The 14,846-nt window shown below is 48.0% G+C and carries 17 protein-coding genes; 6 read left to right on the top strand and 11 right to left on the bottom strand.

Annotated features, from left to right (window positions below):
• Position 1 precedes the first annotated feature (1 nt).
• The 3 genes from V8Z93_RS03825 to rpmH all read right to left on the bottom strand — a co-directional run bounded on the left by V8Z93_RS03825 (position 2) and on the right by rpmH (position 2,272).
• Positions 2-1,063 carry an RluA family pseudouridine synthase gene (locus tag V8Z93_RS03825; RefSeq protein ID WP_439432818.1) on the bottom strand — a complete coding sequence of 354 codons (1,062 nt, stop codon included), beginning with the start codon at positions 1,061-1,063 and terminating at the stop codon, positions 2-4.
• Positions 1,064-1,213: 150 nt separating this feature from the next.
• Positions 1,214-1,945, bottom strand: coding sequence for a PASTA domain-containing protein (locus tag V8Z93_RS03820; protein WP_203050464.1), 732 nt, complete (start codon positions 1,943-1,945; stop codon positions 1,214-1,216).
• A gap of 171 nt (positions 1,946-2,116) precedes the next feature.
• On the bottom strand, positions 2,117-2,272 hold the full coding sequence (rpmH, locus tag V8Z93_RS03815) for a 50S ribosomal protein L34 (RefSeq protein ID WP_004351099.1): 156 nt from the start codon (positions 2,270-2,272) through the stop codon (positions 2,117-2,119).
• Positions 2,273-2,493: 221 nt separating this feature from the next.
• On the opposite strand from rpmH, the gene efp reads away from it, so the two are divergent.
• The 5 genes from efp to V8Z93_RS03790 all read left to right on the top strand — a co-directional run bounded on the left by efp (position 2,494) and on the right by V8Z93_RS03790 (position 6,123).
• Entirely contained in the window at positions 2,494-3,060 is a 567-nt protein-coding gene (gene efp, locus V8Z93_RS03810; RefSeq protein WP_089544480.1) for an elongation factor P, read from the top strand.
• A 63-nt stretch (positions 3,061-3,123) separates the two neighbouring features.
• Positions 3,124-4,182 carry a glycosyltransferase gene (locus V8Z93_RS03805; protein ID WP_439432447.1) on the top strand — a complete coding sequence of 353 codons (1,059 nt, stop codon included), beginning with the start codon at positions 3,124-3,126 and terminating at the stop codon, positions 4,180-4,182.
• A 6-nt stretch (positions 4,183-4,188) separates the two neighbouring features.
• Entirely contained in the window at positions 4,189-4,878 is a 690-nt protein-coding gene (radC, locus tag V8Z93_RS03800) for a RadC family protein (protein WP_439432446.1), read from the top strand.
• A 105-nt stretch (positions 4,879-4,983) separates the two neighbouring features.
• Positions 4,984-5,304, top strand: coding sequence for a metal-sulfur cluster assembly factor (locus V8Z93_RS03795; protein WP_153122355.1), 321 nt, complete (start codon positions 4,984-4,986; stop codon positions 5,302-5,304).
• Positions 5,305-5,358: 54 nt separating this feature from the next.
• Positions 5,359-6,123, top strand: coding sequence for a UDP-2,3-diacylglucosamine diphosphatase (locus tag V8Z93_RS03790; protein ID WP_217764131.1), 765 nt, complete (start codon positions 5,359-5,361; stop codon positions 6,121-6,123).
• An 89-nt stretch (positions 6,124-6,212) separates the two neighbouring features.
• Here the strand turns inward: V8Z93_RS03790 and V8Z93_RS03785 are convergent, their stop codons facing one another.
• The 6 genes from V8Z93_RS03785 to V8Z93_RS03760 all read right to left on the bottom strand — a co-directional run bounded on the left by V8Z93_RS03785 (position 6,213) and on the right by V8Z93_RS03760 (position 11,818).
• Entirely contained in the window at positions 6,213-7,259 is a 1,047-nt protein-coding gene (locus V8Z93_RS03785) for a sugar kinase (RefSeq protein ID WP_439432817.1), read from the bottom strand.
• 90 nt (positions 7,260-7,349) lie between these two features.
• A complete protein-coding gene (locus V8Z93_RS03780; protein WP_203040067.1) occupies positions 7,350-8,552 on the bottom strand; it encodes an acetate kinase in 1,203 nt (400 codons plus the stop codon).
• A 40-nt stretch (positions 8,553-8,592) separates the two neighbouring features.
• On the bottom strand, positions 8,593-9,639 hold the full coding sequence (gene pta / locus V8Z93_RS03775; protein ID WP_203040066.1) for a phosphate acetyltransferase: 1,047 nt from the start codon (positions 9,637-9,639) through the stop codon (positions 8,593-8,595).
• A gap of 231 nt (positions 9,640-9,870) precedes the next feature.
• Entirely contained in the window at positions 9,871-10,641 is a 771-nt protein-coding gene (gene cdaA, locus V8Z93_RS03770) for a diadenylate cyclase CdaA (RefSeq protein WP_134843679.1), read from the bottom strand.
• Positions 10,638-11,483: a dihydropteroate synthase gene (folP, locus tag V8Z93_RS03765; protein WP_439432445.1), complete on the bottom strand. Its 846-nt coding sequence runs from the start codon at positions 11,481-11,483 to the stop codon at positions 10,638-10,640. Before folP ends, cdaA begins: the two co-directional genes overlap by 4 nt.
• 113 nt (positions 11,484-11,596) lie before the next feature.
• Positions 11,597-11,818, bottom strand: coding sequence for a hypothetical protein (locus V8Z93_RS03760; protein WP_134843681.1), 222 nt, complete (start codon positions 11,816-11,818; stop codon positions 11,597-11,599).
• A 141-nt stretch (positions 11,819-11,959) separates the two neighbouring features.
• Between V8Z93_RS03760 and V8Z93_RS03755 the strand changes: the two genes are divergently transcribed.
• Positions 11,960-13,261: a UDP-N-acetylmuramoyl-tripeptide--D-alanyl-D-alanine ligase gene (locus tag V8Z93_RS03755; protein ID WP_217764137.1), complete on the top strand. Its 1,302-nt coding sequence runs from the start codon at positions 11,960-11,962 to the stop codon at positions 13,259-13,261.
• 124 nt (positions 13,262-13,385) lie between these two features.
• Here V8Z93_RS03755 and pdxT read toward each other — a convergent pair whose 3' ends face one another.
• Together pdxT and pdxS are read right to left on the bottom strand one after the other, a co-directional pair.
• Positions 13,386-13,952: a pyridoxal 5'-phosphate synthase glutaminase subunit PdxT gene (gene pdxT, locus V8Z93_RS03750; protein ID WP_218413161.1), complete on the bottom strand. Its 567-nt coding sequence runs from the start codon at positions 13,950-13,952 to the stop codon at positions 13,386-13,388.
• The gene (pdxS, locus tag V8Z93_RS03745) at positions 13,952-14,827 is read right to left on the bottom strand and encodes a pyridoxal 5'-phosphate synthase lyase subunit PdxS (RefSeq protein ID WP_006847583.1); all 876 of its coding nucleotides are present in this window, start codon (positions 14,825-14,827) and stop codon (positions 13,952-13,954) included. The genes pdxT and pdxS overlap by 1 nt, the downstream gene beginning before the upstream one ends.
• Between the last annotated feature and the right edge of the window lie 19 nt (positions 14,828-14,846).

Raw genomic sequence — 14,846 nt, 5'->3', positions numbered from 1 at the left:
ACTAAATATTTTTGAATGTATCTTGTGTGGTGCCTGCAATGAAGCCGCGCCACTTTTCTATTAACTTACTGAAATCTTCAGGCCACTCGCTGTCGAAGTCCATCTGCTCCTTGGTTGTTGGATGAACAAAGCCGAGTGTCTTGGCATGAAGTGCCTGACGTGGACAGAGCTTGAAGCAGTTCTGGATAAACGCCTTGTAACTGCTGCTTCGCTGACCTCTCAGGATTTCGGCTCCACCATAGGTCTCGTCCATGAAGAGCGGATGACCTATCTGCTTCATGTGGGCACGAATCTGATGGGTACGTCCTGTTTCCAGGATGCACTGCACCAAAGTGGTGTAACCGAATCGCTCCAACACCTTATAATGGGTCACCGCACTCTTGCCGATGCCGCTATCCGGGTCGAACACCTTCATGCGGAGACGATTCTTAGGGTCACGACCGATGTTGCCCTCGATGCGTCCCTCATCTTCCACGATGTTTCCCCAAACCAGGGCATTGTAGCTGCGATGGGTAGTCTTGTTGAAGAACTGCTTTCCCAAAGCCGTCTTTGCCGTAGGAGTCTTTGCCACCACGAGCAAGCCGCTGGTATCCTTGTCTATGCGATGAACCAAACCCACCTCTGGGTCGTTGGCATCAAACTCAGGCATATCTCTCAGATGCCACGCCACAGCCTGAATCAAGGTACCATGGAAGTTTCCAGCACCCGGATGCACCACCATACCTGCCTCCTTGTTGATGACCATGAGCTGGTCGTCTTCATACACCACATTGATGTCGATTTCCTCAGGCTTGATACTTGTCTCATGACGAGGACGGTCGAGCATCAAGGTAACCAGGTCGTTAGGGCGCACCTTATAGTTACTCTTCACAGGTTTGCCGTTCACGTGGATAAATCCGGCATCGGCAGCCTGCTGAATGCGGTTGCGGCTCTGATAAGCCATCTTGTCCGCCAGATACTTGTCTATACGAACCGGATCCTGGTTGGCATCTACCTGCACTTTCCAATGCTCATAGAGGTCGTCGCCTCCATTGCCAGCCTGTGCAGCTCCGCCTTCATCCATCTGGATTTCGTCATCAAGTTCCTCCATATCTCCTGCATCATCAAAACCGAAGTCATCCTCTACAGGAGCATATACCTTATTACTATAATATATATAATTCAGAATTTCCACTCTTAACTATCAATTATTAATTATCAATTATTCATTAGCTCACTCCACCACTTCGTTCGGCTGGTGTTCATGCGAAGGAGCAGGTTCAGTAGGTTCCGTACCAGGAACCACCTCAAAGTTGTCCACATCACCCGTGGTTTCATCCCCCTCGCCTTCCATTACGTCATCTTCGCCGTGATATACCGGATCAATCTCATCGATGGAGTCGGAGGCATCACGCTGTCCATTACCTACCTGTATGATGAGCATGTCGTCGATGGAAACCTTGTCGCCAGCTACCACATGCCTACCCTTTACCAGGATGCCATACACCCAGTCTTCTTCGCCAGGAATATATTGCGGAGGCCCCAGTTTGAATCCCATAGCCGTGAGCTTAGCCATCGCCTCTCTCAAGGAGCTGTTGTCGATGACATCCGGAATAGTGATACGAGGCGAATGGTCGGAATTGATGGTGACATAGATGATATGTCCCGATTTCACCAGTTCTCCGAAAGCCGGACTTTGCTCCAGGATGCAGTCGGCAGGCAAGGATCTCACGTATCCCGTATCCGTAACCACGATTTCCAGCCCCGCATCATCGAGGATGTGGGTGGCATCATCAATATTCTTGTATCTGATGTCAGGCACACGGATGGCCTCACCATGATGGGTATAGATATCGATGCCAAACTTGACACCAACACAGAGCAACACGAGCACCAGAACCATGGCGCCGAGATTTCCCCAAAGATACTTACTCTTAAACTTATTTATAAACTCAGATGAAGTCATACTTTAATTTTTGGTGCAAAGATAGGAATAATCGAAGACAATACAAAATAAAACGCCAAGTTTTTGCGTTTCATTACCTCATAAAAAGGCATAAAAAGACAAAAAGCAGCAAAGAATCTCTCTTTGCTGCTTTTAATGTCATCGTCCACCGACGAATTTTCCTACCGGAAATTACTTTCCGTGGTGCTCGTCAGATACTGTTAACTTCTTACGGCCATGAGCACGGCGAGAAGCCAATACGCGACGACCATTCTTTGTTGCCATACGCTCACGGAAACCATGCTTGTTCACGCGACGACGATTGTGAGGCTGAAATGTTCTTTTCATTTTTTCTTATTTATTTTTAATTAATATTCTTCGCAAAAGTGCAAAATAAGCCCTTTTTGGGCTGCAAAATTACGCATATTTTCTGAAATAACCAAGAAAACTACCAAATTTAGCTTAAATATTTATGTTTTTTTCGATTTTCCCTTTGTTTTTTCATGTTTTTGCCGTAACTTTGCACCCGAATTGAAGATTATTATAATAACATTCAAGATAAACAAGAAATGATTAATTCACAGGAAATTAAGATTGGAACTTGCATCCGCATGGATGGCAAAGTATGGGTTTGCATCGACTTTCAGCACAGAAAGCCAGGTAAAGGTAACACTGTAATGAACACTAAATTGAAGAATGTTGCCGATGGTCGCGTGTTGGAGCGTACATTCCAGGTAGGTTTCAAATTGGAGGATGTTCGCGTTGAGCGCCGCCCTTATCAGTACCTCTATGAGGACGCTACTGGTTGCATCTTCATGAACCAGGAGACCTTCGAGCAGGTGCCTATCGCTAAGGAGAACGTTACTGGCGGTCAGTACATGAAGGAGGGTGATGTTGTTGAGGTGGTTACTGATACAACTGATGGTACTATTCTCTTGGCCGAGATGCCAGCGAAGACTACTTTGAAGATCACTCACTCTGAGCCAGGTGTAAAGGGTAACACTGCTACCAACGCTACTAAGCCAGCTACTCTCGAGACTGGTGCTGAGGTTCGTGTTCCTCTGTTCGTTAACGAGGGCGAGACTATCCAGGTTGACACCCGCGATGGCAGCTACCTCGGTCGTGTAAGCGAGTAATCCGTTTTTCAACAAGAACATTACGCTCTTATTGAGTAAAACTAACCCTTAATAGTAAGAATAATGAGATATTCCATCATAGTACCAGTTTTCAACCGTCCCGACGAAGTGGACGAACTTTTAGAGAGCCTTACCCATCAAACGGAAAAGGACTTCGAGGTGGTCATCGTTGAGGATGGCTCGCAGACTCCTTGCGAGGAAGTGTGCAAGCGATACGAGCACTTGATGGATATACATTATTACTATAAGGAGAACTCTGGTCCGGGCCAGAGTCGCAACTATGGTGCCGAACGTGCCAAGGGCGAGTATCTGCTGATACTCGATAGCGACGTGGTCTTGCCAGAGGGCTATCTGAAGGCTGTAAGTGATGAGCTGAGCCGCAAGCCTGCCGATGCATTCGGCGGACCTGACAAGGCACACTCATCATTTACAGACACTCAGAAAGCCATTTCTTATTCCATGACTTCTTTCTTCACCACCGGTGGTATCCGTGGCGGAAAGAAGAAGATGGATAAGTTCTATCCTCGTTCATTCAACATGGGCATCCGCAGGGATGTTTATCTCAAGTTGAATGGCTTTTCCAACATGCGTTTCGGTGAGGACATCGATTTCTCAATCCGCATCTTCAAGGCAGGCTGCCGTTGCCGTCTGTTCCCTGAGGCATGGGTATGGCACAAGCGCCGCACCGACTTCCGCAAGTTCTGGCGACAGGTCTATAACAGTGGCATCGCCCGCATCAACCTTTATAAGAAATATCCCGAGAGTCTCAAGCTCGTGCATCTCTTGCCGATGGTCTTCACCGTGGGCGTGATAGGTACGTTCCTGCTGCTCTTCTTCGGATTCCTCCCTTACATGCTGGGCACCGTACACGTATTCCCTATCCTGGGCAATGCGATGGCAGCATTGGGCTGCATCGGCCTGTTCTTCATCATTCTCTACACCATTGCGCTGTTCATCGACAGCAGCAGGGAGAACCACAGCATCAAGATTGGCCTGCTGAGCATCCGTGCCGCCTTCACCCAACTCATGGGATATGGCTGCGGATTCCTCTCGGCTTGGTGGAAGAGATGCGTGCTGGGACAAAGCGAATTCAGCGCATACAACAAGACATTCTATAAATAATTCACTATGAGTGAGAAGCTTTCTATTTCGCAATGGGCAGAGGAAGACAAGCCTCGTGAAAAACTGGAGCGACTGGGAGCATCAGCACTATCCAATGCCGAACTGCTAGCCATACTGATCGGTTCCGGCTCTCAGGACGAGAGCGCCGTAGACCTGATGAAACATATCATGAGCGATTGCGACAACAATCTCAATTCACTCGGCAAGATGAGCATCAAGGAACTCACGCGCTACAAGGGAATGGGTCCCGCCAAGGCCATCACCATCCTTGCTGCCTGTGAGCTGGGGAAGCGTCGTGCCCTCGACAAGCTGGGCAGCCGCCCCGATTTAGGCTCTTCTCTCGCCATCTACAACTACATGCTCCCCAAGATGCAGGACCTCGACACAGAGGAAGCATGGGTTCTCATGATGAACCAGAACTTCAAGCTTATCAAGGCAAGTTGTCTCTCGCATGGCGGCATCACGGAAACCGCCGTCGACATCCGCCTGCTCATCAAGGAAGCCGTACTCAACAATGCCACCATCATAGCCTTTTGTCACAATCACCCCAGTCATAGTCCGCTGCCCAGCAAGGCAGACGACCAGCTCACCCTACAGATACAGAAGGCCTGCGAAATCATGCGCCTCTTTTTCATGGACCATGTCATCATCACCGATGGCAGTTTCTATTCCTATCACGACAAGGGAAAGTTGTAAATCCAGGTATTTTTCATGTCTTTGTGCGCAAACAGGAAAAATAATTCTCCATTTATTTTGCATTGTCTATAATTATTGTTACCTTTGCAGAAAACAATATAAATTATGACACAAGAAGAAAAGACAAAGATAGAAGAAAGAATCGTTGATGTTCTCAAAACCGTTTACGACCCTGAGATTCCCGTGAACATCTGGGACCTGGGCATGATTTACAAGATTGACGTGAAGGACGATGCCACTGTAGAGCTGGATATGACCTTCACAGCCCCTTCGTGCCCTGCCGCCGACTTCATCCTGGAAGATGTACGCAGCAAGGTAGATAGCGTAGAAGGCGTGAAATCTGCCAATGTAAACCTCGTATTCGAACCAGCCTGGGACCAGAGCATGATGAGCGAGGAAGCTCGCGTAGAACTCGGCTTTGAATAAAGACAAAGCCGTTGAATTCTTCACTCTTCATTCTTCACTTAAAAAGTTTCGCTTATGAAAAATGTATATTTCCTCTCTGATGCGCATCTTGGCTCTTTAGCCATTCCGCATGCCCGCATGCAGGAGCGCCGCCTCGTCCGCTTTCTCGACAGCATCAAGAACAAGGCTGCAGCCATCTATCTGCTGGGCGACATGTTTGATTTCTGGAACGAATACAAGAATGTTGTTCCAAAAGGATACACCCGCTTCCTGGGAAAAATCTCTGAGTTGACTGATATGGGAGTGGAAGTACATTTCTTCACCGGAAACCACGACTTATGGACGTATGGCTACCTGGAAGAAGAGTGTGGCATGATAGTGCACCACAAACCGCAGACCGTTGAAATCTACGACAAGATTTTCTTCCTTGCCCATGGTGACGGACTGGGCGATCCCGACAAGAAGTTTAAGTTTCTGAAGGCTATGTTCCACAACCGCACCTGTCAGCGCCTCTTGAATGCCATCCACCCTCGCTGGGGATTGGCTTTGGGACTGAATTGGGCGAAGCATAGCCGCTTGAAACGTGCCGATGGCAAGGAGGAGCCTTACATGGGCGAAAAGAAGGAATTCCTGGTCCGCTTTGCCAAGCAGTACATGCAGGGACACAAGGATGTGGATTATTTCATGTTTGGCCATCGCCACATCGAACTGGACCTGATGCTGAGCAAGAAGACCCGCCTGATGATTCTGGGCGACTGGATATGGCAGTTTACCTATGCCGTATTCGATGGCGAACACATGTTTATGGAAGAATATGTGGAGGGCGAAAGCCAACCGTAAATATAATTTATAGTTGATAGTTAATAGTTTATAGGGCAATCTTGCTTAAAGCGGTTCCTGCTATAAACTATTAACTATCAACTAAGCTTTTATCTCTGAATGCGTCCACCCGAAGAAGTCATGTTATTGATGATTTCTTCTTCACTTACCAAGTTCTGGTCGCCTGGTATCGTATTCTTGACGGCACTAGCCGAGAGCGAGAAGTCCAGGCAATACTGATTCTTATCACCCCACTTCTGATGTGCATGAATATAGGCTGCTACGAAAGCATCGCCTACACCCATCGGATCCACAATCGGCTCTATATCGTATATTCTTGTTGTATAGAGCTGGTCTTCCACTGCATCATAGAGCAGACCACTCAAGGTGTGATGACTGCTGGCTATCTGATTTCTCACCGCCATCACCATCTTCTTACACTTAGGGAAGAGATGGTGCATCTTGCGGAAATACGCCAGATAAGCCTCCTTATCAATCTCATAGTTCTCATCCAAAGCCTCAAAAGGAATGTGAGGCACACCACTGGCCACCTCCCACTCGTTCTGGTCACCGAAGATGATGTCACTATACTGCATCATCTGGAAGAGCACATCGTGAGGTTCCAGGCCATATCCCCAGAGATTCTTGCGATAGTTGATATCGCAGGCAATGGTCAAGCCGTCGGCAACAGCCAGTTTGATAGCATCCATGGTAGATTCCATGGCATCACGGCTGATGGCACAGGTGATTCCCGAACAATGGAACACAGCTGCATCAGCCAACACCTGATCCCATTTCACCATGCCTCGCTTCAAGGTATAGAAAGAAGAATTCTTGCGGTCGTAGACCACGCGAGAATTGCGCATTGCCACAGCCTCCTCGAAATAATAAGTTCCAAGACGGTCGCCACCACGCACCACATGAGAAACATTCAGACCATACTCTCTGAGGTGCATCAACGCAGCCTGTCCCATCTCGCCATACGGCAAGCGGGTAACATACTCCACGTTATCGCCCAAATAAGCCAAAGAGATGGCCGCATTTGCCTCACTGCCACCATAGTTGCCAAACATACGGTGACCTTGGAATAAACGTTGATAACCAGGCTTAGATATTCTAAGCAATATTTCTCCGAAAGTTACAATCTTTGTTTTCATCATTCTCAAAATTCTCAAAAAATTAAAAAGGTGAAGACCTATCACATTTGTTTTAGTCTTCACCTTATTATATTATATCTTTGTGCTGGATTACTTCTTAGTAACCAACTCCATTGTATCGCGAGCGATAACGATCTCCTCGTCGGTAGGAACTACTACTACCTTCACCTTACTGTCGTCAGTAGAGATGATAGCTTCCTCGCCACGAACCTTGTCGTTCACTTCCTTGTTGATCTTGATACCGAGATACTCCAGGTTCTTGCAGGAATCCTCGCGCAGGTCGGTCTGGTTCTCACCCACACCAGCTGTAAATACGATAGCGTCAACGCCACCCATAGCTGCTGTGTAAGCACCAATGTACTTCTTGATGCGATACTCATACATGCGGAGAGCCAGCTTAGCCTTCTCGTTACCCTCGTTGGCAGCGTTCTCGATATCACGCATATCAGAAGAAATACCTGTAATACCGAGCACACCACTCTTCTTGTTCAGGAAGTCAGCCATCTCCTGTGGCTTCATGTTCAACTTCTCCATCAGATAAGTAACAGCAGAAGCATCGATGTCACCACAACGTGAACCCATCATCAAACCAGCTAATGGAGTCAAGCCCATTGAAGTATCCAATACCTTACCATTCAATACAGCAGCTACAGAGCCACCGTTACCGATGTGGCAAGTGATGATCTTAGAGTTGTTCTGGTCGAGACCGAGAATCTCGCAAACACGCTTAGAAACATAGCGGTGAGATGTTCCGTGGAAACCATAACGGCGTACGTGATACTTCTCGTACAACTCGTAAGGAATTGCATAGAGATAAGCGTAGTCTGGCATTGTGCTGTGGAATGCGTTGTCGAATACGCAAACCTGAGGAGTGCCAGGCATCAAAGAGTCTACGGCACGGATACCCTTCAGGTGACCTGCGTTGTGAACAGGAGCGAGGTCGCAAAGTTCCTCGATACCATCCTCTACGCTCTTGTCAACGATGACGCTCTCCTTGAACTTGTCACCACCCTGCACTACGCGGTGGCCTACAGCGTCGATTTCCTTCAAGTCCTTGATGGCGCCGATTTCCGGGTCGAGCAGGCACTTGAACACGAAGTTCACACCTTCCTTGTGGTCAGGCATGTCGTGCATAATCTGCTTCTTCTCGCCGTTAGGCAATTTTACCTTGATGAAAGCGTTATCAAGACCGATACGCTCTACACCACCCTGTGCCAATACAGACTCATCGTCCATATTATATAACTTGTACTTGATAGATGAACTACCACAGTTCAGAACCAATACTTTCATAATGTTAATTTTGTAATGTTATTGATTGAATAAAGTTAGTTTAAGCCTTCTTAGCATCCTGTGCCTGGCAAGCTGTGATAGCTACCATGTAGTAGATGTCATCTACAGAGCAACCACGAGAGAGGTCGTTTACAGGACGAGCGATACCCTGGAGGATAGGACCGATAGCGATGGCACCACCCAGGCGCTGAACGAGCTTGTAGCCGATGTTACCTACCTCGAGGTTTGGAACTACCAATACGTTAGCCTTACCAGCTACTTCTGACTTAGGAGCCTTCTTGGCAGCTACCTCTGGAACGAGGGCAGCATCAGCCTGAAGCTCACCGTCGAGGTGAAGCTCTGGGAACTTCTCCTTAGCGATAGCAACGGCATCCTTTACCTTGTCGATGATATAAACGCTCTTGCCTGTCTCCTTGTTGATGGCATCCTTGGCGCTACCCATTGTTGAGAAGCTCAACATGGCAATCTGTGGATCAGCAATACCTGCCACTGACTGAGCTGTATGAGCTGTAGTATAGGCAATCTGAGCAAGCTGGTCGGCTGTAGGGTTTGGAGTTACAGCAACGTCACCCATTACCACTACGCCATCCTGACCATACTGCTTCTGGTCTGAGATGAGCAGCATAGCACCACTTACGCAAGTGATACCTGGAGTACACTTGATAATCTGAAGAGCTGGACGAAGTGTATCGCCAGTTGTGCTCAATGCACCAGAAATCTGACCATCAGCACCTTCTGTCTTGATAATCATGCAACCGAGGTAGAGATTGTTCTTAGTTACGAGTTCACGAGCCTGCTCTACGGTCATGCCCTTCTTCTTGCGAAGTTCAGCGAGCTTCTCTGCATACTCCTCAGCCTTAGGGTTGTTTTGTGGATCAACGATAGTAGCCTTGTCGATGTTGTTAAGACCCCACTGTGCAGCGAGATTCTTAATGTTGGCAGGGTTACCGATGAGGATGATGTCTGCGAGATCATCAGCCAGAACTTTATCGGCTGCTTTCAAAGTACGCTCCTCTTCTGCTTCAGGGAGCACGATGCGCTGCTTGTCAGCTTTAGCGCGAGCTACGATTTGCTGTAATAAATCCATTTTATTTCTTTCTTTATATAATTTTATTATCTTCGTATGGTGGATATGTCAAAGGGTAAGGCTGCATTTTTGCACTTTTTGCCGTTTTGCCACATCGACTTTGCAAAAGTACATATTTATTTTGAAATAACACTCACTAAAATGTGTAAAAAAAGCTAAAACGGGAGATAATCATTATCGTAAAGGTTTACGTAATAAGAAAAGTGAAGAATTCTTCACTCTTCACTTAACTTATAACATTTCCTGAGTAAGGATGCTTTCCAGTTCCTCTGCCGAGAGTCGGAGTTTGAATTCTCCTTTGATGGCTACGCTGATTCGTCCCGTCTCTTCCGATACGATGACGGCGATAGCATCACTGCTCTGCGAGATACCCAGGGCAGCACGGTGGCGGAGTCCCAGTTCCTTGGGAATATCCAGGTTGTGACTCACGGGGAGGATGCAGCCCGCAGCCATGATTCGCTTGTTGCTTACCACCATAGCTCCATCGTGCAGAGGTGAGTTCTTGAAGAAGATGTTCTCTATCAACCGCTGGTTGATTTTAGCATCTATCTCCTCGCCCGTATCCATGATATCCTTCAACGGTACGCCTCGTTCGATAACGATAAGGGCACCCACATATTTCTTAGCCATGCTCATGCAGGCCATCACGATAGGCATGATGGTTTCCTTGTTCGCCTCCTTCTGGCTCTCCTTGCTGGAGTGGAAGAAGCGGACCAGCCTCCGCATGCCTTTCTGTGAACCTATCTCATAAAGAAATCTTCGGATGTCTTCCTGGAAAATGACGATAAGGGCGATGACTCCCACGCTCACCAGTTTATCGAGGATGGAACCCATCAGGCGCATCTCCAGCACCTGACTCACGAAGAGCCAGATGAGCACAAAGAGCATGATGCCCACGAAGATGTTGAGCGAGCGGGATTCCTTCATCAGGCGATAGACGTAGAAGAGCAGCGAGGCTACCAGGAGTATGTCTAACGCATCTTTGATTCCAAACTCTATCATACTCTGCCCTCCTTCATGGTTTCCACGATTTTCACAGCCTCAGCAGCTTCTTTCACATCGTGAACACGAAGGATGCTGGCACCCTTCATCAGGGCAATGGTATCAAGCACAGAGGTTCCATTGAGCGATGTAGTGGCATCGCCACCCAGCAGCTTGTGAATCATGCTCTTGCGTGAGATACCTACGAGCATTGGAAGTTCCAGTACGTTCAACTTCTCCATCTCATTATAAATCTGATAATTCTGGATGAGATTCTTGCCGAAGCAGAAGCCCGGGTCGAGGATGATATCCTTGGCTCCCAGGTCACGCAACTGCTGTACCTCTCTGGCAAAGCCCTTCATCATCGTAGCAAGCGTTGGCTGCACTGACATTAATATATAAGGTACCTTCAGTTCGCCTACCACCCGGAACATTTCAGGATATTCCTCCTGTCTCTGCTCCAGCGGCACATTGACGATACCTGTGATTCCACCTTCTGATACATCGTTGATGATATCGGCTCCCCACTCCTCGATACACTTGCGTGCCAAGGTAGGGCGATAGGTATCTACGGAGACGGCAGCATCCGGTTGCTCCCTGCGAACGATGTCGAGAGCGAACTTCAGGCGTCTTCCCTCCTCCTCTTCCGATACTTCATCGGCACCGGGACGGGTGGAGAATGCGCCCACATCAATGATGCTTCCACCTTCTTCTATAATCTGATTAGCTCTCTGAGCTATCTCCATTTCTGTCTGCTTTCTACTGCCAGAGTAGAAGCTGTCGGGCGTAACGTTCAGGATGCCCATCACCTGAGGGGTACTCAAATCCATCAAGTGCCCCTTGATATTGATTGTATATTCCATTGGATTACAAATCTTTCAACCATTTCTTCCCTGATTCAGTATATGTCCAAAGCAAAATACCACCACCTATTAAAGTGCCTATTCCAAATATCAAAATCATTGTTTCCATTTTCTTAATATTTTAAAATTCGATTACCTACTATTGCAAACAAAATTGTCATGCACACACCAAATAAAACATACAGAAGATTCATATAACCGAATTCTCCTGTTATCATTGGCGTAAGCCCACCCAAAACCATCGCTCCAAAACTTAGTTTGGAGATATCGAAGAAATAACCAGCTAGCTTGTCTTTCCTCGTTTTTAATTTATCTCTTTCTATGTTTGCGCCCATTCCGACCTCACTTTCCAAAGATTACTTGAATATTTCTGCAAAAATAGAAAGAATAATCGAGAAAACCACATTTTTTTGAAAAAATGTTTGCTATGTCCACGATTTAATGTACTTTTGCACTCAAAACAACAGTTATAGACAATGGATATTTCAGAACTCTATCAGATTTACCAAGCGCACCCAGTGATTACCACTGACAGCCGCGACTGCCCAGAGGGCAGCATCTTCCTGGCTTTGAAGGGCGCATCGTTTGATGGCAACAAGTTTGCCGACATGGCTTTGGAGAAAGGCTGTGCCTATGTGATTGTAGATGAAAAAGAGTATGCCAAGGAGGGCGACGAGCGCTACATCCTCGTAGAGGATTGCCTCACCACCTTCAAGGAACTCGCCCGTGAGCATCGCCGCCACTTCAATATTCCTGTGGTAGGCATCACCGGCACCAACGGCAAGACCACCACCAAGGAACTCGTCTCTGCCGTTCTCGGCGAGAAGTTCAACGTGATGTTCACCCAGGGTAACTTCAATAATGATGTGGGCGTACCAAAGACCCTCTTCCGTCTCTCTCCGGAAAACGAGATTGCCGTTGTAGAGATGGGCGCTTCCCATCCTAATGACATCCGAAAGCTCGTGGAATACGTGGAGCCTACCTGCGGCATGATTACCAATGTGGGCCGTGCCCACCTGCAGGGATTCGGAAGTTTCGAAGGCGTGAAGAAGACCAAGGGAGAACTCTATGATTATCTCGCAGCCAACAATGCCCTCGTCTTCATCAATGCCGACAACGAGCACCTGATGCAGATGGCAGAGCAGCGCAACATCAACCGCCTCATCACCTACGGCAAGGATGAGAACTGCGATGTATGGGGAGAAGTCATCTCCTGCGCACCTTTCCTGAAGTTCCGCTGGCGCACCGAGAGTTTCGACTGGCATGAGGTTCAGACCCATCTCATCGGCTCTTACAACATCGACAACATGCTTGCCGCCATCACCATCGGTCTTCATTTCGACGTGAAGCCTCAGCAGATAGATCATGCTCTGGAGAACTACATCCCAAGCAACAACCGTTCGCAGTTGGAAGAGACGGCGCACAACAAGCTGGTGGTGGATGCCTACAATGCCAACCCATCGAGCATGGCAGCCGCCATCGAGAACTTCCGCGTGATGGATGTGCCTCATAAGATGGCGATTCTCGGACAGATGGGCGAGCTCGGCGAAGTGAGCCACGAGGAGCACCAGAAGGTAGTAGACCAGTTGCAGGCAGCCGGTCTGGAGAATGTATGGCTGGTGGGCGATGAGTTCAAGGATATTCCATGCAGCTACCGCAAGTTCCAGAATGTAGAGGAAGTGAAGGAAGCGCTCAAGGCGAACCAGCCTCACGACCATTACATCCTCATCAAGGGCAGCAACAGCGTGAAACTCTTCCAGCTTCCTGAGCTGTTGTAAGAAGAACTTTCAGAATGAGTAAAACTATAAAAGCAAAAAGCCTTGCGGGATTCCGTAAGGCTTTTTGCTTTATGATATGGATTCTGCAAATAGAATCCTGAATTTTACTTCTTGCACATTTCCATTACTTGCACATTTCCAGGAAATACTTATGAATCTCCAGACTTTCGTTCAATTCGGGATGGAAGGCGGTAACCAGCTGCTTACCCTGGCGGGCAGCCACAATCTTGCCATCTACCTCCGCCAAAACCTCGGCATCTCCCCACACCTCTTTAATATAAGGAGCACGGATAAATGTCATAGGGATATTTCCCTCGATGCCCTTCATAGGAGCCTCGATGTAGAAACTGCCCAACTGGCGACCGTAGGCATTTCTCAAAGCCGTGATATCCATGGAAGCAATGCGATGGCTAGGCTCACCCTCTATCTTCTTGGCAAGAAGAATCAAGCCGGCACAAGTACCATAAACAGGTAAGCCGGCAGCAATCGCCTCCTTCACTGGTTCCATCAATCCCAGTTCATTCAAGAGCTTCGCCTGGGTGGTACTCTCACCACCCGGAATAATCAAGCCATCCTTAGGCTGGTCCCAATCCTTCAACTGGCGAACCTCGAAACTATCCACGCCCAACTGAGCCAACTTCTGTCTGTGCTCAGCAAAAGCGCCTTGTAAAGCTAAAACAGCTATTCTCATTATTTACCTCTTTCAGCCATGAGCAAAGCAATCTCCTGCTCATTGATACCTACCATTGCCTCGCCGAGGTCCTCGCTCAACTCAGCCAACATCTTAGGGTCGTTGTAATTGGTAACAGCCTTCACGATAGCCTGGGCACGCTTAGCAGGATTACCGCTCTTGAAGATACCAGAACCTACGAATACACCCTCAGCACCGAGCTGCATCATCAGGGCAGCATCGGCTGGAGTAGCCACACCACCGGCAGCGAAGTTAACCACTGGCAACTTGCCGTTCTCGTGAACATACTTCACCAGGTCGTAAGGAGCCTGCAACTGCTTGGCAGCCTCATAAAGTTCATCCTCGCTCATAGAAACCAGGCGGCGGATTTCGCTCTGCATCATACGCATGTGGGTAACAGCCTGAACCACATCACCTGTTCCTGGCTCACCCTTGGTACGGATCATGGTAGCACCCTCAGCGATACGGCGGAGTGCCTCGCCCAGGTTCTTGGCACCACAAACGAATGGCACGTCAAACTGAGTCTTGTCGATGTGATAAACGTTATCTGCTGGAGAGAGCACCTCGCTCTCGTCGATATAGTCGATTTCGATAGCCTGAAGAATCTGAGCCTCAGCGAAGTGACCGATACGGCACTTAGCCATTACAGGGATAGAAACAGCCTCCTGGATACCCTTGATCATCTTAGGGTCGCTCATACGAGAAACACCACCTGCTGCACGGATATCAGCTGGAATACGTTCCAAAGCCATTACTGCGCATGCACCTGCTGCCTCTGCGATTTTTGCCTGTTCTGGAGTTGTTACGTCCATAATCACACCACCCTTGAGCATCTGAGCCAAGTTGCGGTTCAATTCTTGTCTATTTTCTGCCATAATTCTTTTAATTTTATCT

Source organism: Segatella copri, from assembly GCF_051861805.1.
GTDB lineage: Bacteria > Bacteroidota > Bacteroidia > Bacteroidales > Bacteroidaceae > Prevotella > Prevotella copri_M.
The sequence above is the reverse complement of the archived record's forward strand: the minus strand, read 5'-3'. Positions and strand labels throughout refer to the sequence as shown.

Coding starts and splice junctions, on each gene's coding strand:
- V8Z93_RS03825 (WP_439432818.1), bottom strand. CDS start 1,063: ATGGATGAAGGCGGAGCTGCACAGGCTGGCAATGGAGGCGACGACCTC.
- V8Z93_RS03820 (WP_203050464.1), bottom strand. CDS start 1,945: ATGACTTCATCTGAGTTTATAAATAAGTTTAAGAGTAAGTATCTTTGG.
- rpmH (WP_004351099.1), bottom strand. CDS start 2,272: ATGAAAAGAACATTTCAGCCTCACAATCGTCGTCGCGTGAACAAGCAT.
- efp (WP_089544480.1), top strand. CDS start 2,494: ATGATTAATTCACAGGAAATTAAGATTGGAACTTGCATCCGCATGGAT.
- V8Z93_RS03805 (WP_439432447.1), top strand. CDS start 3,124: ATGAGATATTCCATCATAGTACCAGTTTTCAACCGTCCCGACGAAGTG.
- radC (WP_439432446.1), top strand. CDS start 4,189: ATGAGTGAGAAGCTTTCTATTTCGCAATGGGCAGAGGAAGACAAGCCT.
- V8Z93_RS03795 (WP_153122355.1), top strand. CDS start 4,984: ATGACACAAGAAGAAAAGACAAAGATAGAAGAAAGAATCGTTGATGTT.
- V8Z93_RS03790 (WP_217764131.1), top strand. CDS start 5,359: ATGAAAAATGTATATTTCCTCTCTGATGCGCATCTTGGCTCTTTAGCC.
- V8Z93_RS03785 (WP_439432817.1), bottom strand. CDS start 7,259: ATGAAAACAAAGATTGTAACTTTCGGAGAAATATTGCTTAGAATATCT.
- V8Z93_RS03780 (WP_203040067.1), bottom strand. CDS start 8,552: ATGAAAGTATTGGTTCTGAACTGTGGTAGTTCATCTATCAAGTACAAG.
- pta (WP_203040066.1), bottom strand. CDS start 9,639: ATGGATTTATTACAGCAAATCGTAGCTCGCGCTAAAGCTGACAAGCAG.
- cdaA (WP_134843679.1), bottom strand. CDS start 10,641: ATGATAGAGTTTGGAATCAAAGATGCGTTAGACATACTCCTGGTAGCC.
- folP (WP_439432445.1), bottom strand. CDS start 11,483: ATGGAATATACAATCAATATCAAGGGGCACTTGATGGATTTGAGTACC.
- V8Z93_RS03760 (WP_134843681.1), bottom strand. CDS start 11,818: ATGGGCGCAAACATAGAAAGAGATAAATTAAAAACGAGGAAAGACAAG.
- V8Z93_RS03755 (WP_217764137.1), top strand. CDS start 11,960: ATGGATATTTCAGAACTCTATCAGATTTACCAAGCGCACCCAGTGATT.
- pdxT (WP_218413161.1), bottom strand. CDS start 13,952: ATGAGAATAGCTGTTTTAGCTTTACAAGGCGCTTTTGCTGAGCACAGA.
- pdxS (WP_006847583.1), bottom strand. CDS start 14,827: ATGGCAGAAAATAGACAAGAATTGAACCGCAACTTGGCTCAGATGCTC.